This window comes from Brevibacterium antiquum CNRZ 918, from assembly GCF_900169145.1.
GTDB classification, from domain to species: domain Bacteria; phylum Actinomycetota; class Actinomycetes; order Actinomycetales; family Brevibacteriaceae; genus Brevibacterium; species Brevibacterium koreense.
The window spans coordinates 465,363-485,384 of the sequence record NZ_FXZD01000001.1; the positions used below are offsets into that span (position 1 = coordinate 465,363).

The following is a 20,022-nucleotide window of genomic DNA, read 5'->3' on the forward strand; positions in this document are numbered from 1 at the left end:
GGCCGTCAGCCTCAGTCCGAGTGGGTGTGCGGTTCCGATGCGGGCCTGGCTTCGGAGTCTGGTCCGACTGCAGACCAAGACTTCGATTGTCTAAGTCTCAATATCCGTTGCTGCGTCCAACCTTCTATTGGCGCGACCCACCACGTACCGAGTGTAGGGATCGCCGTAGATTCCTGCACCGTCGACCACAATGCTGCTGAGGAATCTGTCCGCGACATCGTATGCATCTTCGATGAGTGCGTCCGACTGTGTGAAATCGACTGGTGACACAGTTCGCGGAGTCGGTGGTGGCAGATAGAGCACAGGCACCTCGGCGGCGACACTCGGCAGTGAGGCGAGCAACTGGGCGCGGAACTGGATCTCTGTCACTCGGGCCAAGACGTCTCTGACTCGGGCCCCTCGACCTGTGGACAGGTGGTCGGGGTCAGCCGGCACCGTGGTGTCGAGCACCACGAGTGAGGCAGCACCGGCCGCAAGAGCCTGCTTGACCGGCACATTGGACACGATGCCGCCGTCGACGAGCTCCTGCCCGTCAATGTTGACCGCTGGAAACACGCCTGGAATTGCAGCAGTGGCGAGCAGCGCAGGTGTAAGGGGTCCGGCCTTGAACACGACCTCAGTGCCGGTGAGCAGGTCAAGCGTGACCACGCGGAGGGGAATCGGCAGCTGTTCGAATCGCTCGTGCGCGATTGTCTTCTCGATCATGCTCCGGAGCGGAGCATTCTCTACTGCGTGCGTGCGGGAACGGCCGAGCCGCCAAATCATCTCAAGCAGGTTGTCGGGGAAGATATCGTCTTGTTTGATCCCCACCCACGCTGTCTCGAGGCGTTCCAGTCCGTCTTCGAAACTGGCGAGCATCGCTCCGTTCAGCGCACCCACCGAGGTTCCCGTGATTCCATCGGGCGTGATGCTGTGCTTAGTCAGGGCGCGCAACATGCCCACCTGCACTGCCCCTAAGCTGCCGCCTCCGCCAAGGACAAAGCCCACCGGCCGGGGCAATTCGATTCCCATGCGACAACCTCCTGCTTCCTGCACTGGACAGGAACTGTTCATGCCATGATGGCACGGAACCTGTCAAGGGATCCAGGTGGAGAGCCCGAATACCATAGCTCGTGTCTATTCGCCGTTGACATCCATTCTGATCGTCAGCAGAAACGCCGAGTCCTCGATCGCTGTCACCGAGTGCCGCTGCGGGGGTATGGCCATCAAGTCACCGGCCGCAAGCTCCCAGGACTCGTCACGAGTCGACAGTGTGAGACGACCCCGAACGACCTGCAGGGTGGCCTCGGGCGGAGCTTCGTGTTCGGCCAGTTGGGAGCCTGATGTCAGGGCCAGTAGAGCCTGTTTGAGGTATTTGCCGCCATAAACACCTTGTGCACTGCGACCGCTGCGAGCAGCTTTCGCCTTGACCAGGAGTTCCGCAGCCAGGCCCCCGAGGTTGTGGGCGGTTGAATTGTCAGCCATGTTCGGTCCCTTTTCGTTGGTGGGTGATGTGTGTCCGGCAACATTGCCGGCTCTGCAGATCAGCCTGATCGGATGCCAAGCTCACGTCCTCCAGCAGCTCGACCACCCTGTTGATCGCGAGAGGAGGGCCGCACCCGCAGTACATGATCGCTCGGGCCAAGACTGGGAACTCATGGTGCTAGTTTAGACATGCCGGAAATGGAATCTGCTCCGAAGGAGGAATGTGGGCGACGAACCCGTCATCGATGTTCGAAGCATACCGAAGTCCCAGCGCCACACGCTCATCCTCAATGCCTACAGGAAGCTTGAAGTCGACGCGGGGCTGACCCTCATCAACGATCACGAACCGAGCCCTCTCAAGCACCAGATGGAGTCGGAACTCGGCGAGACCCTCGGCTGGGAACCACTGGCCAGTGAAGATGAGGACGTCCGGATTCGCATCAGCAAACGAGCAGCAACTCCGATGCCGCGCGTGCTCGTCGATGCCAACGACCTCGCCGAGGTCCCTGAGTCATCGGGGTCCGTCTGGCGGCTGGAACCCCAGCAGCGTGATCTCGATGCCAATGTCATCGCTCTGGCACCGGGTGGAGAGATCCGCGAACACACGGGGCCCGCCCTCGACGTACTCATCCACATCCTCGGTGGGAGTGGAACACTGGAGACCGAGCTCTCCACGATCTCGCTTGCCCCCGGACAGATCGTCTGGCTGCCTCGACTCTCTCGTCGGCGCTTCCTCGCCGACGAGGCGCGGGGTCTGCGATACCTCTCCGTGCATCAACGCAAGCAGGGCCTGACGATCACGAGCCGGAGCTGACCTCGACCGGTTGGCCGGCCGCGTCCCAAGACACGGACCCCACATGTGAGGATCGATACCGACGGGCTGAGTGTACATTGCCACCTGCATCAAAGATCTCCTACCCTGCGCGTGGACACGAGGCACGGGCATCACGGCTCCGTGGGGATCCACGCCTCGCCGTCCTGAACCCTGTAGATGAGATTTGTCCTGGTATGGGCGACTGCCGGGTACCTGGTGAGATAGTCGAGGACGAAGGACTGCACAGCCTCGGTGTCGCTGGCGACTATGTGGAGCAGATAGTCATCGGCTCCGGCCATGTGATACATCCTCACGACACCGGGAAACCGTGGGGCCGCGGCAGTGAAGGCATCGATCTCTGCGCGGTCGTGTTTGGCCAAACGGATGGAGATCAGCGCCTGCAGCGGAATGCCCACGGCCGCAGCATCGATGTCGACTCTGAACCCTCTGATCACGCCCAGTGTCTTCAGGCGTTTGAGTCTCAGGGAGACGGTGGATTCTGAGATGCCCACCGCCGACGCCAGTGCAGTCCCGGAGGCGCGAGCATCATCACTGAGGGCCTTGAGCAGCTTCCGATCGACATCATCGAGTTCTATTTTCTGCGACATGACTCACAGTCTGGCAGACGGTGGTCAAGAATCTTCGACCAGATCGAGGAATTTCGCAGATTCGTGACGATAGTTTGCAGTGTGTTGCAGGAATGGCTTAACTGCTCGTATGAACTCAATGCACCCAGATACGCTCATGGTCCACGGCGGAATGGAAGGCCTCACCGAAGCGGGCGTCCACGTTCCGGCGATCGATCTCTCTACAACCAACCCCGTCAACGATGTCGCCACCGGCGGCGATTCCTACGAATGGCTTGCCACCGGCCACCCGCTCAAGGACGGCGACTCGGCCGTTTACCAGCGCCTCTGGCAGCCCGGTGTCGCACGCTTCGAGACCGCCCTGGCCGAACTCGAACACGCCGACGAGGCAGTCGCCTTCGCCACGGGTATGGCCGCCATGACTGCGGCGCTCCTCGCTGCCGTCAGTGCCGGAACGCCACACATCGTTGCCGTACGCCCGCTCTACGGCGGCAGTGACCACCTGCTCGAATCGGGGCTGCTGGGTACCACTGTCACCTGGGCGGAGGAGGCTGACATCGCCTCCGCGATCCAAGACGACACCGGACTCGTCATCGTCGAGACTCCGGCCAACCCGAGCCTCGACCTCGTCGACCTGGAGAGCGTTGTCGCTGCCGCAGGTGACGTCCCAGTGCTCGTGGACAACACCTTCTGCACCCCGGTGCTCCAACAGCCCATCGACCACGGCGTCGCGCTGGTCCTCCACAGCGCAACAAAGTACCTGGGCGGCCATGGTGACGCCATGGGTGGGATCATCGCCACCACCTCCGAGTGGGCGATGCGACTGCGACAGGTCCGAGCGATCACGGGAGCACTGCTGCACCCCATGGGCGCCTACCTTCTCCACCGGGGACTGCGTACACTGGGCGTTCGCATGCGCGCCGCACAGTCGACCGCCGGTGAGCTGGCCGAGCGTCTGGCGGCACACCCGGCGATCGCCGCGGTCCACTACCCGGGCCTGGACGGGCAGGATCCACGCGGACTGCTCGGCCGCCAGATGTCGGGAGGCGGCGCGATGATCGCGCTGGAGCTCGCAGGTGGATTCGACGCAGCACGCAGCTTCGTCGAACACTGCAGTCTCGTCGTCCACGCGGTGTCCCTGGGCGGAGCCGACACGCTCATTCAGCACCCTGCATCGCTGACTCACCGACCTGTCGCGGCCACGGCCAAGCCAGGAGATGGTCTGATTCGACTCTCGGTGGGACTCGAGCACGTCGATGACCTCGCCGACGATCTGGTAGCAGCCCTCGACGCCAGCAGGGCCGCTGCCTGACCTGCGCAGTGTCGGCCCGTCGCGGATGACGGGGACGAGGATGCGCTGCAGAACACCGGCAGCGCATCCTCGTACTCGATGAACTCAGAATGTCGTTGAACCGAATCGCCGAGGCGGGAGCAGACGCCGAATCTCGAGAATGCCAGGATCCATCCGGCCCGCCGTCACGTTCAATTGCCAAGTGCCATCCCGGGGGCTCCGAGGAATGAGCCGCCTGGTGACGCCGGCGACTATGTATGCGGTCTGTCCGAGGCATATGCCATCGATCGGCAGTTCAGAGTCAATGAGGGTGGCCTTGAGGGTGCACTCCTCGTCCGAGATTCGCTCAGGTCCTGTTTCGACCAGGTCAAGGATCGCAGCGACTGATCAGAACTTATCGAGCGAAGGACCTCAGCGGTCAATGGGATGCTTCACGACTGCTGTTTTAGGGCTCGCCGAATCTTCTCTGCGGGCCCTGTCAGCTGTTCAGGGGTCTGCATTTCAGCACGGTCCGAGATGTCGAAGTCGGCGATCGTGTTCGTCGGCCAGACATGGATGTGCAGGTGCGGGACCTCATAGCCCTGGATCATCACGCCGATGCGCTCACAGCCGAACGCCTCCTGCTGGGCACGTCCGACCTTGCGACTGACGGCCATGAGATGGTCCAACAGTGCCTGGTCTGCGTCGATCCAGTGCGAGATCTCGTCCCGGGGCACGACCATCGTGTGGCCCTCGGTCAGCGGTGACACATCGAGGAATGCAACGCACACATCGTCCTGGTAGACGAAAGTTCCCGGAATGTCCCCATTGATGATCTTGGTGAAGATGGTGGCCATGTTTCATTCCTCCCGTTGTTACCCGATGATCACAGTGACTCAGCCGCAGACTGATCGCGCATGAGCGACGTCAACGGAGAAGTCACGCGTCTCGGTTCGTGCTGCCTGACGACTGGTCACGATCGTACCCGTTCGGGAGATGACGAAGACTCCGCGTTCGGCCACCCCATGGTCTGCGTCGAAGACTCCGTAGGATTTTGCCACCTCGCCGTGTGGCCAGAAGTCAGCACCAAGGTCAAGGGCGACCTCGCGAACTTCCGACCACGCGGCAAGCGTGTACTTTGAGTCGACGGTCATGCCGATGATCTCAATCGGTTCAGCATTCGCCTGCAGCACCTGCCTGAGGTCTTCGAGTGCTCGGATCTCGTCGCCGCACACGGGTGAGAATGCGAACGGGAAGAAGACGAGGATGACAGTCGAACGACGGAGAGCCTCGGCGAGGTGGAGCGTGGAGCCGAGTTGATCAGATACGGCGAAATCAGGGGCCCGATCTCCGGGCCGAAGGATCATGAATGGTTCTTCTTGCCCACCAAACGGAAGCCTGCCCAGTACTCAGCCGCGCTGACCGTCGAGGTCACGTGCATACCAGCTGTGGGAGCTGCCTCAGAAATGTCGGCCGGGCTGATGTGGCCGGGCCGACTTGCCTTGGGAGACAGAAGCCAGACGGCCCCGCCTTCCTTCAACGTGGCCTGCGCGTCGACGAGACCATCAATGAGGTCGTCGTCGTCGGAGCGCCACCACATCAGAATGACATCGAAGACACCGTCTTCATCACCGTCCGCGATCTTGTCACCGATGATGTTTTCGATCGCCTGGCACAGGTCCAAGTCGACGTCATCGTCGTAGCCGATTTCTTGCACATAGTCTCCCGCAGCCAAACCAAGGTTCTGGCCCAGCTCGCTGGGGAGGGTCGACGTGGAAGATGTCCTTTCAGAAGAGGAGTTACTCATGCCCTTATTGTTCCGTCAAGTGTGCCGAAGGCGCAAATGGCGGCGCGCCGAGGCGATGCAATCCACGTCAAAGGGCATCGAATACCATGAACTCGTCATCGAGATCACAAGATTTCGGCCCAGCGAAGTTCGCGCCGGAGGACTAGGCTGGAGGAAGTATCTGGTGGACCCTGGGCTCATTCATAATTTGAACTTCCATTCCACTCGATCACCCGGATCTCGACACCAACGGAGATCGTGGAGCGGAAGAGAGGACCACACCGTGGACAATCGGAAACAGGGCGGACCGATACTCAATGGGCTGCCCAGCCAGGTGCCCGACATCGATCCCGAAGAGACTGAGGAGTGGCTGGCATCGCTGGACGGCCTCATTGACGAGGGTGGGCGCTCACGCGCACGTTACGTCATGCTGCGGATGCTCCAGCGTTCGCGAGAGAAGCAGATCGGCGTGCCCAGCCTGACAGCCACCGACTATGTGAACACGATCGGCGCCGAGAACGAACCGTGGTTCCCCGGCGACGAAGAGGTCGAGCGCCGCTATCGGCGCTGGAACCGCTGGAATGCCGCGATGCTCGTCCACCGTGCCCAGCGGCCCGGAGTCGAAGTCGGCGGACATATCTCGACCTACGCCTCGTCGGCCACACTCTACGAAATCGGACTCAACCACTTCTTCCGCGGCAAGGATCATCCTGGCGGCGGCGACCACATCTTCTATCAGGGCCACGCCTCCCCCGGCATGTATGCTCGCGCCTACCTCGAAGGCCGGATGAGCGAACAGGACCTCGACGGATTCCGTCAGCAGCAGTCCCACCAGATCAACGGCAAGCCCAGCGGACTGCCCTCCTACCCGCACCCGCATCAGCTCCCCGACTTCTGGGAGCACCCGACGGTGTCGATGGGCCTGGGGCCGGTGAATGCGATCGCGCAGGCGCAGTTCGACAAATACCTGCACAATCGGGGCATCAAGGACACCTCTCAGCAGCAGACCTGGGCATTCCTCGGCGATGGTGAGATGGACGAGCCTGAGAGCCGCGGCATGCTGCATGTCGCCGCCTTCGAAGAACTCGACAACCTCAACTTCGTCATCAACTGCAACCTGCAGCGCCTCGACGGACCTGTCCGCGGCAATGGCAAAATCATCCAGGAGCTCGAAGCCTACTTCCGTGGCGCCGGATGGAACGTCATCAAGGTCGTCTGGGGTCGCGAATGGGACGCCCTGCTGGGCAAGGACCGGGACGGCGCACTGGTCAACCTCATGAACGCCACTCCGGACGGCGACTACCAGACCTACAAAGGCGAGTCCGGCGGATTCGTCCGTGACAACTTCTTCGGTCGCGATCCCCGCACGAAGGCCATGGTTGAGGACTACAGCGACGAGAAGATCTGGAACCTCAAGCGCGGAGGTCACGATTACCGGAAGGTATTCGCTGCCTACAAGGCTGCGGCCGAGCACACCGGCCAGCCGACTGTCATCCTGGTCAAGACCGTCAAGGGCTACTCGCTGGGACCTCACTTCGAGGCCCGCAATGCGACGCACCAGATGAAGAAGATGACGATCGACGACCTCAAGCTGGCGCGTGATCACTTCCAGATCCCGATCTCTGACAAGGACCTCGAGGCCGATCCGAAGCTCCCGCCGTACTATCACCCCGGGCAGGACGCCCCGGAGGTCAAGTACATGCAGGAGCGCCGTGCTGCGCTCGGTGGATACTCCCCCGAACGGCGCAGCACCCACATCGATCTCAAGCTGCCCTCCGACAAGGCCTTCGATGCCGGCAAGCGCGGATCGGGCAAGCAGACGATCGCCACCACCATGGGCTTCGTCCGGGTACTCAAAGACCTGATGCGTGAGAAGGAGTTCGGCAAGCGCATTGTGCCGATCATCCCCGACGAGGCCCGTACCTTCGGCATGGACTCGCTCTTCCCGACGGCGAAGATCTACAACCCGCACGGCCAGAACTACATTTCGGTCGACCGTGATCTCTTCCTCGCCTACAAAGAGGCCACTGATGGCCAGCTGCTCCATATGGGCATCAACGAGGCAGGCGCCACCGCAGCGCTGACCGCTGTCGGCACCTCCTATGCCACGCACGGTGAGCCGATGATCCCGTTCTACATCTTCTACTCGATGTTCGGATTCCAGCGCAGTGGTGACTTCTTCTGGGCGGCAGGCGACCAGATGGCCCGCGGGTTCGTCCTCGGTGCCACCGCTGGCCGGACAACCCTGGTGGCTGAGGGGCTTCAGCATGGTGACGGTCATTCGCATCTGCTGGCATCGACCTATCCGTCGATCGTGTCCTACGATCCTGCCTATACCTACGAGATCGCCCGCATCGTCCGTGACGGCATCCACCGCATGTACGATCCGGCCGATGAGCGTGACCCCAATGTCATGTACTACCTGACAATGTACAACGAGCCGATGGTCCAGCCCCCTGAACCAGAAAACCTCGACGTCGACGGAGTGCTCAAAGGCATGTACCTCCTGTCGAAGGGCCCGGACAACGGCGGCCCGAAGGTCCAGCTCATGGCCTCCGGCGTCGGCGTCCCGTGGATCCTTGAAGCGCAGGAGCTGCTGGCCGAGGACTGGGGCGTGTCGGCCGATGTGTGGTCGGTGACTTCGTGGACCGAGTTGCGTCGCGACGGCCTAAGCGCCGAAGATGACCGGCTGCTCAATCCCGATGCCGACGCACGCGTGCCGTACGTGACCCAGAAGATGGCGGAGGTCGAGGGACCTGTCGTGGCGACTTCGGACTTCATGCGCGCGGTTCCGGATCAGATCCGCCAGTATGTGCCCAGCCACTTCACGTCACTGGGCACCGACGGCTACGCGATCTCGGACACCCGTCCGGCCGCTCGCCGCTACTACCACGTCGACGGCCCCTCGGTCGTGACACAGGCACTGATCTCCCTGGCCGACACCGGAGCGATCTCGATCGACAAAGCCGCTGAGGCAGCGCGGAAGTACCAGCTCGACGACGTCACAGCGGGCACCTCGGGCTCGACCGAGGGCGCCGGCGCCTGATCACAGCGCACTAGGCGCTGAGATGGCACCACACTGAGTATGGCCGGAGTCTCCAAGAATCCGGCCATACTTGTCTCAACTGACAAACACTTGTGTGTCGCGTACAAGCGAATTGTAGCGAAGCGTTTAAAGTGGTGCCTATGACAACTGACGCCGAAACGCTCCGGCGCCGTGCAGAGACGGCACGCCGTCTCCGGGCGGGAGTGGGGGTCCTCTCCACTGTGACCCTGCAGAGACTCGAAGCTCGGCTCCCCTGGTACCGCAGCATGTCTCCCTCTGACCGATCCTGGGTCGGGCTGTTGGCCCAGTCGGGCATCTCGTCCTTCATCGACTGGTACCGCAAACCCGATACGGATCTTCGAGTCGTCAGTGAGATATTCAAATCCGCCCCCCGCGACCTCATCCGCGCAATCAGCCTCCAGCAGACCCTCCAGCTGCTCAAGATCGTCGTCGAAGTCGTTGAGGAGAGGGTGCCCGACATTGCTCGTGCGGTCGAGCAGCCTGCTCTGCGGGAAGCCGTTCTCGTCTACTCCCGTGAGATTGCCTTCGCCGCCGCAGATGTCTATGCCCGCGCGGCTGAGGCCAGGGGCAGCTGGGACGCCCGCTTAGAAGCGATGGTCGTCGATGCTCTGGTCCGCGGCGACTCCGTCGATGAGCTGGCCAGCCGCACTGCTGCCTTCGGCTGGCAGTCCGAGGGCCCTGTCAGCGTCCTCGTCGGTCGGGCCCCGCAGAGGTCGGCTAAGCGCGGCCTCGACGTCATCCGCCGCAAGGCCCGCAATTGGGCTGATGACGCCCTCGTCGGCATCCACGACAACCGTCTGCTCATCGTCCTCGGTGGTGCCACCGAACTCGATAGCGCCGTTGAGGATCTCTCCGAGTGCTTCGGCCCCTCCGAAGTCATTGTCGGACCCAGCGTTCCCAGCCTGGCAGAGGCCGCCACCTCGGCGAAGGCAGCGATCATGGCGCTCAAGGCCGCCACCGCCCGTCCCGACTCACCCCGCCCTGTCAAAGCGGAAGAGCTCCTGCCTGAACGCGCTCTGGCCGGCGACACCGTCGCTCTGAGCGAACTCATCAGCCGCTATTACGAACCGCTGACCTCGGGAACCGGGCAGCTGCTCAAAACGGTCAGCGCCTACGTCGAATTCGGGTCATCCCTGGAAGCCACGGCCAAGGCGCTCTCCGTCCACCCGAACACAGTGAGATATCGGCTCCGGAAGATCACCTCGGCGATCACACTCGATCCGACGATCTCCCGCGACGCATTCGTCATCCATATCGCGTTGGTGTACGGGCGACTGTCAGATGCGGGGCAATTGTCGAACACCGACAAAACACACTGATCCGAAAGATCCATCCACTAGATTGAACACAGAAGTCGAGCGAAAAGAGAACTGAGTGCTAGCAATCACGTGCCCGGGCCAAGGGGCCCAGAAGTCGGGCTTTCTGAGTTCCTTCCTGGAACTGGACGCCTTCGCCGCACAGATCGACGAACTTTCCTCTGCATCCGGGATCGACCTGCGACTGCACGGAACCGAATCGGATGACGAGACCATCAAGGACACAGCACTGGCGCAGCCGCTGCTCGTCGCCTCAGCTATCGCATGCGCCGCTGAGCTCGGAGTCCGGGCTGACTATGTCGCCGGGCACTCGGTCGGCGAGATCGCTGCCGCACAGATCGCCGGTGTGTTCTCGCCAGCCGACGCTATGCGCTTCGTCGCAGTGCGCGGAACCGGTATGGCCGCTGCCGCGGCTCAGACACCCACAGGCATGTCAGCCGTCGTGGGTGGCGAACCCAGCGATGTTCTGTCTGCCATCGAAGCAGCCGGCGCCAGCCCCGCCAACGTCAATGGCGGCGGACAGACGGTGGCAGCGGGATCGCTGGAGGATCTGGAGAAGCTGGCAGAGAATCCGCCGGAGAGGGCACGCGTCATCGCTCTGCCCGTGGCTGGTGCCTTCCACACCGAATACATGGCTTCAGCGACGAAGGAACTGGCTGCCACCGCCTCGGCACTTGAGATCGCAGATCCTGCCTCCTATATTCTGAGCAACTCCGATGGAACAGTCATCAGCAGCGGTCAGAACTATGTTGACCGCCTTGTCAAACAGGTCACCAACCCGGTCCGCTGGGACCTGTGCCAGGAGACCCTGCTGAACGCAGGAATCACCGGAATGATCGAACTCGTCCCCGGTGGAACTCTCACCGGCATTGCACGACGCGCCATGAAGGGCGTGGAAACATTCGCCATCAAGTCCGCCGCAGACCTCGACGGGGCGCGTGAGTTCGCCGCGGCCCACGCCTGATCATCAAAGGAAGACCACCATGCCAACACTGAAGACCGCAGAGCCCGGAAGCTTCTCCAAGATCACGGGCATCGGCGCCTACCGCGCCGAAAACCTCGTCACCAACGACGACATCGCCGGACCCATCAACTCCTCCGATGAGTGGATCCAACAGCGCACCGGCATCATCACCCGCCGTCGTGCCAGCAAGGACGTCGGTGTCCTCGATATGTGCGAGGAGGCCGCGCTTGAAGCGATCGCTTCCTCCGGACTCAAACCCGAGGACATCGGCGGCATCATCATCGCCACCGTCACCTTCGAGTACTTCACACCGTCAGCGGCAGCGGCACTGACCGATCGCCTGGGAACCGGCCACATCCCGGCCTGGGACATCAGCGCCGCATGCGCCGGCTACTGCTACGGCATCGGACAGGCCGACGCACTGGTCCGCTCCGGAGCCATGGACAACATCCTGGTAATCGGCGCTGAGAAGCTCTCCGAGGTCATCGACCCGGAGGATCGTTCGATCTCCTTCATCCTCGGTGACGGAGCCGGCGCTGTCGTCGTCTCGTCCTCCGACGAGCCGGGCATCTCGAAGACCGTCTGGGGTTCGAAGGGTGAGAACTGGTCGACGATCCGTATGACCGAGTCCCTCTATGACGTCCGCGACGACCGCGAGACCCCATTCCCGACCCTTCGCCAGGACGGGCCGACCGTCTTCCGTTGGGCCGTCTGGGATGGTGCCGAAGTGGCCAAGGAGGCCCTTGCCGAATCCGGCATCGAAGCCTCTGACCTGGCTGCCTTCATCCCCCATCAGGCGAATATGCGCATCATCGACGAACTGGCCAAGCAGCTCAAGCTGCCCGAATCAGTCGTCATCGCTCGAGATATCGCAGACAACGGCAACACCTCCTCGGCGTCGATTCCCTTGGCCACCGAGCGTCTGCTGCGCGAACAGCCCGAACTCAGCGGAGGATTGGCACTGCAGATCGGTTTCGGAGCCGGTCTGGTCTTCGGTGCACAAGTGATCCGTCTCCCTTAAACGGGTTCATTCACGGAAAACTCTCCGTGAATGTCCTAAGATATTCGGCGGGACACTCGTCGAAAAGTTCCTCAACCAGTCGACCAACCCTCGGCTGACACTAGAAAGTAGGAAAGTAATGGCATTCACCGAAGCTGAAGTCCTCGCTGGACTGGCAGAGATCGTCAACGAAGAAACCGGTTTGGCTGTGGAAGCAGTCGAGGCCAACAAGTCTTTCACCGATGACCTCGACATCGACTCCATCTCGATGATGACCATCGTCGTCAACGCGGAGAAGAAGTTCGGCGTGAAGATTCCGGATGACGACGTCAAAGACCTCGTCACCGTCCAGGACGCTGTTGACTACATCAACAAGGCTCAAGAGGCCTGAGAAACTAGCCGTACACGGCCCGTCCACCGACGGGCCGTGTCCACACTATCGACGAGGTTTGTACCATGACACCTAAAGTTGTCGTCACCGGGATTGGTGCGGTAACCCCATTGGGCGCGACGGCCGATGCCACGTGGCAAGCCATCCTGGCCGGCAAGTCCGGCGTCCACACAATGGACAATGATTGGTCCGAGAAGTACGGCCTCGCCGTCGACTTCGCAGCACAGGTCGACCCACAGGTCGTTCCCGAGAATCTCAAACGCGTCCAGGCCAAACGCCTCGACCCCTCCTCCCAGTTTGCTCTGATCTCCGCCCGTGAGGCCATGGCCGATGCCGGTCTCGAGGAGACCGATCCGGATCGCACAGCAGTCTCCTGGGCGACCGGAATCGGCGGCGTCTGGACTCTGCTCGACGCCTGGGACACTCTCCAGGAAGAGGGCCCGCGTCGGGTCATGCCACTGACAGTGCCGATGCTCATGCCCAACGGGCCTGCAGCAGCCATCGGGATGGAGTTCAAGGCTCGTGCGGGTGTCCAGACCATGGTCTCTGCATGTGCTTCGTCGACCGAGAGCCTGGGGCACGCCTATGACGTTGTGGCCTCAGGTCACGCCGACATCGTGATCGCCGGTGGTTCCGAAGCCGCGATCCACCCGATCACGATCGCCTCATTCAATTCGATGCAGGCGCTCTCACGTCGGACAGACTCCCCTGAGACTGCGTCACGCCCATACGACGTCGGTCGCGATGGGTTCGTCATGGGTGAGGGTGCAGGAACTCTCATCCTTGAGACCGAAGAGCACGCCAAGGCTCGTGGTGCGAAGATCTACGCCGAGGTCTCCAGCTGGGGCATCTCAAACGACGCCTACCACATCACCGGTGGTGAGCCAGGTGGTCAGTACGCACTGCGTGCCATGCAGAGTGCGCTGGACAACGCGGACCTGAGCCCCGCAGACGTCAAGCACGTCAACGCCCACGCCACGTCGACACCAGTGGGCGACATCCCGGAGTCCTTGGCGATCAGCCAACTGCTGGGCTCTCACGTCGGAGATGCTCTCGTCAGTGCGACCAAGTCGATGACCGGTCACCTGCTGGGCGGAACCGGCGCAGTCGAGTCGATCCTCACCGTCAAGGCCTTGGAGACTCGCATGGCTCCCCCGACGATCAACATCGAGGAAGTCGACCCGGACGTCGTGGGCATCAACATCGTGCGCGACACTCCTGCAGAACTTCCCGCCGGAGAAATCGCAGCGATTACGAACTCGTTCGGCTTCGGCGGGCACAATGCCGTCGTCGCGTTCAAGTCGGTATAAATCAGCGATAGAGCTTTGTGATGCGATAGCGCTTCACGAGGCGGCGTTGTTCCTGTACTGGTTCATCGAAACCAGTACAGCCTCTGAGCAGCGATCAGATCGGGGCCCCAGCAATTATGCTGGGGCCCCGATCTGTGTCTGGAGCACCCTAGAACGAGACTGCGGCAGCAGTGTCGAACTCGAGGCATTGCAAACTCTCACACGTGAATACGACTATGGGCACACCCGAGGTAGGAAGGTGTGCCCATAGTCGTTTACCGCAACTTGAGGGACGTCATCGGATCAACGTCGCAGGAAGCTGTGTGAGAGTCTCAGCCGACCTTTGTCAGCCAGCGCACTGGTGCGCCCTCGCCAGCGTGGCGGAAGGCATCAAGCTCCTCGTCCCAGGCTTCGCCCAGGGCCAGCGCCATCTCAGTGGAAAGTTTGATCGGATCACCGGAGGCGCGTTCCATGACGGAGCGGATGCGATCTTCGGGAACCAGAATATTGCCAGCAGAGTCGGTGACCGCGTGGTAGATACCGAGCTCCGGAGTGTGACTCCAACGGCCTCCGTCGACTCCGGCAGATGGCTCCTCGGTCACCTCATAGCGCAGTGAGTCCCATCCGCGAAGTGCGGATGCGATGCGAGCACCAGAACCCGCTGGCGCTCGCCAGCAGACCTCGGCGCGCACAAGACCTGGCGCTGCCGGCTGGGGTGTCCAGTCGAAGCGTGCCTGTGCACCGATTGCCCCGCCCGCTGCCCATTCAATATGCGGGCAAAGCGCGCGAGGTGCTGAGTGGACGAATAGTACGCCCTGTGTCATATCCATTTGTGCCTCCTACCTCGGATACGTCTTCCCCTACGATCCGAAAGGAGGTGCTAGAGCCTATGATAGACGAGTTTTTCCTGTGCGCCAAGCACCGAAAGACCTGGTGGCGTCGCGTGTAGCCGAGATCTGCACCAGCACAGGAAGGGAGCCGGTCAGCTCAATGCCAGCTTCCCGGACACGGAAGGTCGTTGGGGACCAGCCACCTTGTGCTCTACGATGGCGGCATGACGGATGAGAACTGCACAACCACCACCGTGCGCATGTTCCCGGACTATGCAGACACTGTCCTGTGGCTCGTCTTTCCAATTGACTATGAGGACACCGGCCTGTCCCCAGACCTGATTCATCAGCTCGACGCGTGGGAACAGTCGTACTACGAAGCGTTGGATGCCGACTTCAACTGGAAATCAGCGGAAGAAGCTCGAACCTTCACGCAGACAGGCATCGATCTGGCCGGGCAGGTCGCGAACGAACTCGGCGAGGAATTCGTTGTCGAATTCGCCTCGTACGAACATCACGCACCGACGTACACGGTTCAGAGCCGCAGCCCAGCAGACAACGACGAGGCTTTTGCCGCATTTTCCACCATCGTTGCTGAACTCGACGCTGAGGACGAACGCGCGGCACAGCTGGTGGCTGAGGCCGGTCCCGATGGCGAGTGGACGGCATACGCGCCGCTGTCGGGAGAGACATTCACTCCGGGAAAACACGTTCCTCGAACAGAAGACGTTGACTGACACACAGCGGCGAAGACTCTATCGGGATGGTCGGATCATCCGGATCTCGGTGACACCATCATCATCGTCGGTGCTGCGGGAACCGTCAGGAGCGAATCCCATCTTGCAGTAGAACGCCTGCGCCCGCGGGTTGGGGTCAGCGACCCACAAGGACACAGACTCATCTGGTGCAACGACTGCCTCCAAGAGCTTGGCACCTGCACCTTGGCCGTGGACCGATTCGTAGGTGTAGAGGACGAACAGCTCCGACTCCCCCTGACGGTCTTCGTCGTCAGATGGCCCAGACATAGCAATTCCGACCAGCTGACGATCGTGTTCAGCGACCGCGATAGTGAGTTTGCCTGAAGTGCCGCCAGCCAGAAGTGAGTTCCACATGTGTTCTCGGCGCTGGAGAGAATCTGGTGCGAAGAGGACGTCATCGGGCATAGTGCCCTGGTACGTTTCCTGCCATGTCTCGACATGGACCTTGGCCATGGCCGTGGCGTCTTCGATGACTGGGGTACGAACGACAATCGTCATGCACCGATGCTATATCAGTGGTGCCCCCGGTCGGACTTGAACCGACGACCAAGGAATTATGAGTTCCCTGCTCTGACCAGCTGAGCTACGGGGGCGAGCAGAAATAAGATTAGCACCAACTGACGGCCCGGACCCATTCGGCTCACACGCAGCGCAGCCGCTGGAGCCCCAACGTTTGCCCGACGGGGGTTGAGTCCTTCAGCTGGTTGAGGACACCGGCGAAATGCGTGTCAGCGCACTGCGCGCGGCGTCGACGCAGGTGTAGCGTTCCGTCGTGATGTAGACGTCGAAGACAGTCTGACCATCACTGCCGGGATCGTTGCGTTTAGACGCGGCAACCAGACCCGACCAATCGGGACCGACCACGACGACACCGTGCTCATTGCGCATGGGATCCGACGCATCGACGACGCCTGTGCGTACACCAGAGATCGGCGGTTCGGTGAACCCACCGGAGAACATCGCGGTCAGTCCCACCGTGTCGCGGATGCGTTCATAGCGATCGCGGGTGGCTTGGGAGAAGGTCTCGTCTTCGCCGAAGACTCCGAGGGTGATTGTGGCGGCACCTGAAGCCAGGGCGCGTTCTTCGAGGGCAGCGATCTGAGCGATCAGCAGCTCACGATTCATCACCAGAGGTTCACGCCGCAGACCCTGGGCGATCGAATAGGGAGTGCCCAGTGCCGGAAGGTTACGCGAATGGTGATCGACCAGACCGTCCTCGATCGGTTCTGCGAATGGTTCGGGTTCCTTGGTCGCGGGGCCGAAGTACGGTCCTGACATGAAGCGTGCGCCCAGAGCTCGCACCCGGTCGAGATCATCCTCGGTGGTGACCCCTTCTGCAAGGATCACGGCTCCAGTGCGTTCGAGGTGAGCATGAAGAAGTCGATTGAGCTCGGCCAGATGCGATTCGCAGTCGATGCGAAGAACGTCCGGGTGAAGACCAACGACAGACGGATTGACCAAAGGCACGAATGAGGTGCTCCGCAGGTCAGCACCGACCGAGGACATTCCCACGCCCCAGCCCATCGACCGGGCCTGACGGACCGCGCGGAGGACGGACGCTGGTGAGGACGACACGCGGGAGGCATCGAGCTGCAGGATGACTGAGCGGTCGGGTTCTTCGGTGCGATCTTCAAGGGTGGCGAAGGATTCGCCTTCTGCGTGGAGGAAGAGCCGGTTCGACTTGGGCAGTCCCGCCGCCTCGGCAGTCCTCAGAGCTGTTGCCCGAAGTGAAGCATCGATATCGCCGATCATCGCCGAGGCATGCATCTCGCGGCGCAGATTTTCGGATTCAGCGTGCCCGAGTGCCGGGTCATCGATGGGGGCCTGGAGGATCTGATATCCCACTTTGTCGAAGGTGTACGCATCGACGACAGGGGCGAAATAGGTTTCGATCCCACCTGAGCGCACCAACTCTTCGAGAGCCAGGTCCAGATCGTGTACCGCCTCAACCACCATATGTCCTTCCATGGGCAAACATGCGTTCACAGTCTTCCACATGAGAACAGACGCGATTGTCTAAATTCCGTAACATTATTGCGCTCAGAGCTGACGGCGCCGGCCTCGTCTGACCTCGGCCAGACCGACGATTCCGGCCAGGATCACGATGAGCGCAATGGCCGCGAACGAGGCGATCATGCCGATGTTCCAATCGCTGATCGCCGTGACGGCGAAGGCCAGCGCGGTCATGATTGCCAAGCCCATCGACGTGCCGATGCGTTGGCCCGTCTGCAGGACTCCCCCGGCCGATCCCGCATACTTCAGCGGCACTTCCTGCAGCGTCAGGGTCTGGTTCGGGCTGATGACCATTCCCTGGGCAGCTCCGATGAAGCTCAAAGTCAGCAGCATCCACCATTCGCTGCCGATGCCCTGTGTGAGGAGGAAGACGACGCCGATCGTCGAGACGAGGCCCACCAGGCAGGTGACGATCCCCCAGACGACGAGTCGGCGTCCGATCTGGAACACGAAACGTCCGGACACATCTGCCGACACAGCCGACAGCAGGGCGGCCGGAAGGCCGATCATGCCCGCCGCCAGTGCGGTGTGGCCCAACCCCTGTTGCATGTACATGGCGATGAGCACCCAGACGCTCGTCACGCCCATGAAGTACAGGGTGATGATGATCGAACCGTTGCTGAAGCTCCGAATGCTGAACAGGTTCAGATCGACCATGGGAGCGTGTCCACGGGCGGAGTACCGGCGCTCCCACCGGGTCCAGAGCCAGATCGTGATGAGTCCCAGAGGTAGGCCGAGCCAGATGAACCAGCCGACCGAGGACTCGACGAAGGGCAGCAGCACAAGGAGGACTCCGACACCGAGGAGGATGACTCCGACGGGATCGAGGTCGCGCTCCCTTTTCGGGACGTGTCCCCCGTTCGCCGAGGCGACCGTCGGGTTCGCATCGGACCCGTCGTTGGCGGCGATAGGGTGCCAGGCTGATTTCGGCAGCCAGCTTTTGGCGAGTATGAGGGAGATGACTGCGAAGGGGACATTGACGAGAAAGGCCGCACGCCAGCCGAGCTCAGGGCCGAAGAGAGCGATGAAGACACCGCCGAGGATCGGACCTGTTGCGACGGAGAGGCCGACGGTGGTGCCCATAAGTCCGAAGGCGCGCCCGCGCTGCGGCCCTTGAAAGTACTGCTGCAGCAGTCCCACGACCTGCGGATTGAGCAGACCTGACCCGAGCCCCATGAAGACGCGAGCAATATTGAGAGTCAGTGCACCGGGGGCGATGCCGGCAACGAGTGAGGCGAGGCCGAACAGGCCCACTCCGATCATGAACAGTTGGCCGCGGCCGAAGACGTCTCCTGCTCGTCCTGCTGCCACGAGCACGACGCCGAAGGACAGGGCGTAGCCGGTGAGGACCCACTGCAGGGCAGAGGACGAGGCCTGGAGATCAGTCTCAATGGCCGGCAGGACGACGTTGATGATTGAGACTGAGAGCAGAGACATGAAGAGCGGGACGAGACCGATGAGGACGATTCGTCTCTGAACCTGATTCATGCGCTGGCCGTCGCTCACCTGATCACCTCTGCTCGGACCGAATTCCGCACAGAGGTCACCGTGCGGAACCTAGTCGATTCGACAGTCCCCTTTGTGGGAACTGTTTCATCATACGTGTCCGTGCTCGCGCCCCGGGGAAATCACATCGTCGAGCCGGTCACCGGACCAGAGGTGTTGGGCTGCCATCCCAGGGCCGGAGCGACGTAGCTGGCGAAGGATTCCAGGATGTGGAGGTTGTAGTCGACTCCCAGTTGGCTCGGGATCGTCAGCAGCACCGTGTCTGCGGCTTCGACGGCAGGGTCGGCCTTGAGCGCTTCGATGAGTTCGTCGGGCTCGCCGGCGTAGGTCTTGCCGAAGGTCGAGCGGGTGCCGTCGATGATGCCGATCTGATCACCTTGCCCGTCGGAGCGACGGCCGAAGTAGAGGTCATCGAGGTTTGTGGTGATCGGAAAGATGCTGCGGCTGACGGACACGCGCGGAGTCCAGTCATGGCCGGCGGACTTCCACGCTGCACGATAACGATCGATCTGATCGCGTTGCAGTTCGCCGAATGAAGCGCCGGTCGCCTCGGTCAGCAGGGTCGAGCTCATCATATTCACGCCCTGAGCAGCCGCCCATTCGGCGGTCGCTGCGGTTCCGGCGCCCCACCAGACACGTTGGTCAAGACCGGGCGAATGAGGTTCGACACGCAGCTTCCTATCGGGTCTGAACTGCATCGGATCCGCAGGCGCGATCTCATCGCCCCTGATGGCGGACAGGAATCGTGCGAACTTGTCGCGGGCCATGTTCGCCGCTTTCGCATCATCGCTGTCGCTGTAGCCGAAGGATTCCCAGCCTTGGTCGGCTGGTTCCGGTGATCCGCGGCTGATGCCCAGTGCCACACGCTGATCCGAGAGCAGGTCAAGGGCTGCGGCTTCCTCTGCCAGATAGAGAGGGTTCTCGTAGCGCATATCGTCGTTGTGACACTCGTTCATATAAGCTTGGT

The 20,022-nt window shown here is 61.8% G+C and carries 20 protein-coding genes and 1 tRNA gene; 9 read left to right on the top strand and 12 right to left on the bottom strand.

Annotation, left to right across the window (positions count from 1 at the left end):
- Positions 1-90: 90 nt before the first annotated feature.
- Together BANT918_RS02085 and BANT918_RS02090 are read right to left on the bottom strand one after the other, a co-directional pair.
- Positions 91-1,011 (bottom strand): patatin-like phospholipase family protein, encoded by a 921-nt coding sequence (locus BANT918_RS02085; RefSeq protein WP_167389352.1) that lies wholly within the window; start codon positions 1,009-1,011, stop codon positions 91-93.
- A gap of 105 nt (positions 1,012-1,116) precedes the next feature.
- Positions 1,117-1,464, bottom strand: a complete 348-nt coding sequence (locus BANT918_RS02090; protein WP_101618734.1) for a cupin domain-containing protein — start codon at positions 1,462-1,464, stop codon at positions 1,117-1,119.
- A 223-nt stretch (positions 1,465-1,687) separates the two neighbouring features.
- On the opposite strand from BANT918_RS02090, the gene BANT918_RS02100 reads away from it, so the two are divergent.
- On the top strand, positions 1,688-2,278 hold the full coding sequence (locus BANT918_RS02100; RefSeq protein WP_233429427.1) for a DUF2249 domain-containing protein: 591 nt from the start codon (positions 1,688-1,690) through the stop codon (positions 2,276-2,278).
- 131 nt (positions 2,279-2,409) lie between these two features.
- On the opposite strand, the gene BANT918_RS02105 is transcribed toward BANT918_RS02100, so the two are convergent.
- A complete protein-coding gene (locus BANT918_RS02105; protein WP_101618737.1) occupies positions 2,410-2,886 on the bottom strand; it encodes an Lrp/AsnC family transcriptional regulator in 477 nt (158 codons plus the stop codon).
- 109 nt (positions 2,887-2,995) lie between these two features.
- Between BANT918_RS02105 and BANT918_RS02110 the strand changes: the two genes are divergently transcribed.
- Positions 2,996-4,177 carry a trans-sulfuration enzyme family protein gene (locus BANT918_RS02110; protein WP_101618738.1) on the top strand — a complete coding sequence of 394 codons (1,182 nt, stop codon included), beginning with the start codon at positions 2,996-2,998 and terminating at the stop codon, positions 4,175-4,177.
- Positions 4,178-4,587: 410 nt separating this feature from the next.
- Here BANT918_RS02110 and BANT918_RS02120 read toward each other — a convergent pair whose 3' ends face one another.
- The 3 genes from BANT918_RS02120 to BANT918_RS02130 are packed head-to-tail and all read right to left on the bottom strand — an operon-like array spanning position 4,588 to position 5,942.
- Positions 4,588-4,992: an HIT family protein gene (locus BANT918_RS02120; RefSeq protein ID WP_101618740.1), complete on the bottom strand. Its 405-nt coding sequence runs from the start codon at positions 4,990-4,992 to the stop codon at positions 4,588-4,590.
- Positions 4,993-5,031: 39 nt separating this feature from the next.
- Complete coding sequence (locus BANT918_RS02125; RefSeq protein ID WP_101618741.1) at positions 5,032-5,502, bottom strand: redoxin domain-containing protein; 471 nt, start codon at positions 5,500-5,502, stop codon at positions 5,032-5,034.
- Positions 5,499-5,942, bottom strand: coding sequence for a DUF3052 domain-containing protein (locus tag BANT918_RS02130; RefSeq protein ID WP_233429428.1), 444 nt, complete (start codon positions 5,940-5,942; stop codon positions 5,499-5,501). The genes BANT918_RS02125 and BANT918_RS02130 overlap by 4 nt, the downstream gene beginning before the upstream one ends.
- A gap of 262 nt (positions 5,943-6,204) precedes the next feature.
- Between BANT918_RS02130 and aceE the strand changes: the two genes are divergently transcribed.
- The 6 genes from aceE (at position 6,205) to BANT918_RS02160 (ending at position 13,969) form a co-directional block, all read left to right on the top strand.
- Positions 6,205-8,967 carry a pyruvate dehydrogenase (acetyl-transferring), homodimeric type gene (aceE, locus tag BANT918_RS02135; protein WP_101618743.1) on the top strand — a complete coding sequence of 921 codons (2,763 nt, stop codon included), beginning with the start codon at positions 6,205-6,207 and terminating at the stop codon, positions 8,965-8,967.
- Positions 8,968-9,107: 140 nt separating this feature from the next.
- On the top strand, positions 9,108-10,307 hold the full coding sequence (locus tag BANT918_RS02140; RefSeq protein ID WP_101618744.1) for a PucR family transcriptional regulator: 1,200 nt from the start codon (positions 9,108-9,110) through the stop codon (positions 10,305-10,307).
- 55 nt (positions 10,308-10,362) lie between these two features.
- The gene (locus BANT918_RS02145; RefSeq protein WP_101618745.1) at positions 10,363-11,268 is read left to right on the top strand and encodes an ACP S-malonyltransferase; all 906 of its coding nucleotides are present in this window, start codon (positions 10,363-10,365) and stop codon (positions 11,266-11,268) included.
- Between the two features lie 19 nt (positions 11,269-11,287).
- Positions 11,288-12,289 (top strand): beta-ketoacyl-ACP synthase III, encoded by a 1,002-nt coding sequence (locus BANT918_RS02150; protein WP_101618746.1) that lies wholly within the window; start codon positions 11,288-11,290, stop codon positions 12,287-12,289.
- 118 nt (positions 12,290-12,407) lie between these two features.
- Positions 12,408-12,659: an acyl carrier protein gene (locus BANT918_RS02155; RefSeq protein ID WP_009882400.1), complete on the top strand. Its 252-nt coding sequence runs from the start codon at positions 12,408-12,410 to the stop codon at positions 12,657-12,659.
- 65 nt (positions 12,660-12,724) lie between these two features.
- A complete protein-coding gene (locus BANT918_RS02160) occupies positions 12,725-13,969 on the top strand; it encodes a beta-ketoacyl-[acyl-carrier-protein] synthase family protein (RefSeq protein ID WP_069600111.1) in 1,245 nt (414 codons plus the stop codon).
- A gap of 311 nt (positions 13,970-14,280) precedes the next feature.
- Here BANT918_RS02160 and BANT918_RS02165 read toward each other — a convergent pair whose 3' ends face one another.
- On the bottom strand, positions 14,281-14,772 hold the full coding sequence (locus tag BANT918_RS02165; RefSeq protein ID WP_069601345.1) for a DUF3145 domain-containing protein: 492 nt from the start codon (positions 14,770-14,772) through the stop codon (positions 14,281-14,283).
- Between the two features lie 230 nt (positions 14,773-15,002).
- Between BANT918_RS02165 and BANT918_RS02170 the strand changes: the two genes are divergently transcribed.
- On the top strand, positions 15,003-15,515 hold the full coding sequence (locus BANT918_RS02170; protein ID WP_135447022.1) for a hypothetical protein: 513 nt from the start codon (positions 15,003-15,005) through the stop codon (positions 15,513-15,515).
- 18 nt (positions 15,516-15,533) lie between these two features.
- On the opposite strand, the gene BANT918_RS02175 is transcribed toward BANT918_RS02170, so the two are convergent.
- The 5 genes from BANT918_RS02175 to BANT918_RS02195 form a co-directional block, all read right to left on the bottom strand.
- A complete protein-coding gene (locus BANT918_RS02175; RefSeq protein WP_096160835.1) occupies positions 15,534-16,034 on the bottom strand; it encodes a GNAT family N-acetyltransferase in 501 nt (166 codons plus the stop codon).
- 18 nt (positions 16,035-16,052) lie between these two features.
- Positions 16,053-16,129: transfer RNA gene (locus tag BANT918_RS02180), tRNA-Ile, on the bottom strand.
- 103 nt (positions 16,130-16,232) lie between these two features.
- Entirely contained in the window at positions 16,233-17,492 is a 1,260-nt protein-coding gene (locus BANT918_RS02185) for an EAL domain-containing protein (RefSeq protein WP_009882405.1), read from the bottom strand.
- Positions 17,493-17,576: 84 nt separating this feature from the next.
- The gene (locus BANT918_RS02190) at positions 17,577-19,055 is read right to left on the bottom strand and encodes an MFS transporter (protein WP_096160826.1); all 1,479 of its coding nucleotides are present in this window, start codon (positions 19,053-19,055) and stop codon (positions 17,577-17,579) included.
- Between the two features lie 122 nt (positions 19,056-19,177).
- Complete coding sequence (locus tag BANT918_RS02195; RefSeq protein WP_324761542.1) at positions 19,178-20,011, bottom strand: LLM class flavin-dependent oxidoreductase; 834 nt, start codon at positions 20,009-20,011, stop codon at positions 19,178-19,180.
- Positions 20,012-20,022 lie beyond the last annotated feature (11 nt).

Excerpts from the sequence above, each read along its gene's own strand:
- BANT918_RS02085 (WP_167389352.1), bottom strand. The coding sequence starts at position 1,011 with ATGGGAATCGAATTGCCCCGGCCGGTGGGCTTTGTCCTTGGCGGAGGC.
- BANT918_RS02090 (WP_101618734.1), bottom strand. The coding sequence starts at position 1,464 with ATGGCTGACAATTCAACCGCCCACAACCTCGGGGGCCTGGCTGCGGAA.
- BANT918_RS02105 (WP_101618737.1), bottom strand. The coding sequence starts at position 2,886 with ATGTCGCAGAAAATAGAACTCGATGATGTCGATCGGAAGCTGCTCAAG.
- BANT918_RS02110 (WP_101618738.1), top strand. The coding sequence starts at position 2,996 with ATGAACTCAATGCACCCAGATACGCTCATGGTCCACGGCGGAATGGAA.
- BANT918_RS02120 (WP_101618740.1), bottom strand. The coding sequence starts at position 4,992 with ATGGCCACCATCTTCACCAAGATCATCAATGGGGACATTCCGGGAACT.
- BANT918_RS02125 (WP_101618741.1), bottom strand. The coding sequence starts at position 5,502 with ATGATCCTTCGGCCCGGAGATCGGGCCCCTGATTTCGCCGTATCTGAT.
- BANT918_RS02130 (WP_233429428.1), bottom strand. The coding sequence starts at position 5,942 with ATGAGTAACTCCTCTTCTGAAAGGACATCTTCCACGTCGACCCTCCCC.
- BANT918_RS02140 (WP_101618744.1), top strand. The coding sequence starts at position 9,108 with ATGACAACTGACGCCGAAACGCTCCGGCGCCGTGCAGAGACGGCACGC.
- BANT918_RS02150 (WP_101618746.1), top strand. The coding sequence starts at position 11,288 with ATGCCAACACTGAAGACCGCAGAGCCCGGAAGCTTCTCCAAGATCACG.
- BANT918_RS02155 (WP_009882400.1), top strand. The coding sequence starts at position 12,408 with ATGGCATTCACCGAAGCTGAAGTCCTCGCTGGACTGGCAGAGATCGTC.
- BANT918_RS02160 (WP_069600111.1), top strand. The coding sequence starts at position 12,725 with ATGACACCTAAAGTTGTCGTCACCGGGATTGGTGCGGTAACCCCATTG.
- BANT918_RS02165 (WP_069601345.1), bottom strand. The coding sequence starts at position 14,772 with ATGACACAGGGCGTACTATTCGTCCACTCAGCACCTCGCGCGCTTTGC.
- BANT918_RS02170 (WP_135447022.1), top strand. The coding sequence starts at position 15,003 with ATGACGGATGAGAACTGCACAACCACCACCGTGCGCATGTTCCCGGAC.
- BANT918_RS02175 (WP_096160835.1), bottom strand. The coding sequence starts at position 16,034 with ATGACGATTGTCGTTCGTACCCCAGTCATCGAAGACGCCACGGCCATG.
- BANT918_RS02185 (WP_009882405.1), bottom strand. The coding sequence starts at position 17,492 with ATGGTGGTTGAGGCGGTACACGATCTGGACCTGGCTCTCGAAGAGTTG.
- BANT918_RS02195 (WP_324761542.1), bottom strand. The coding sequence starts at position 20,011 with ATGAACGAGTGTCACAACGACGATATGCGCTACGAGAACCCTCTCTAT.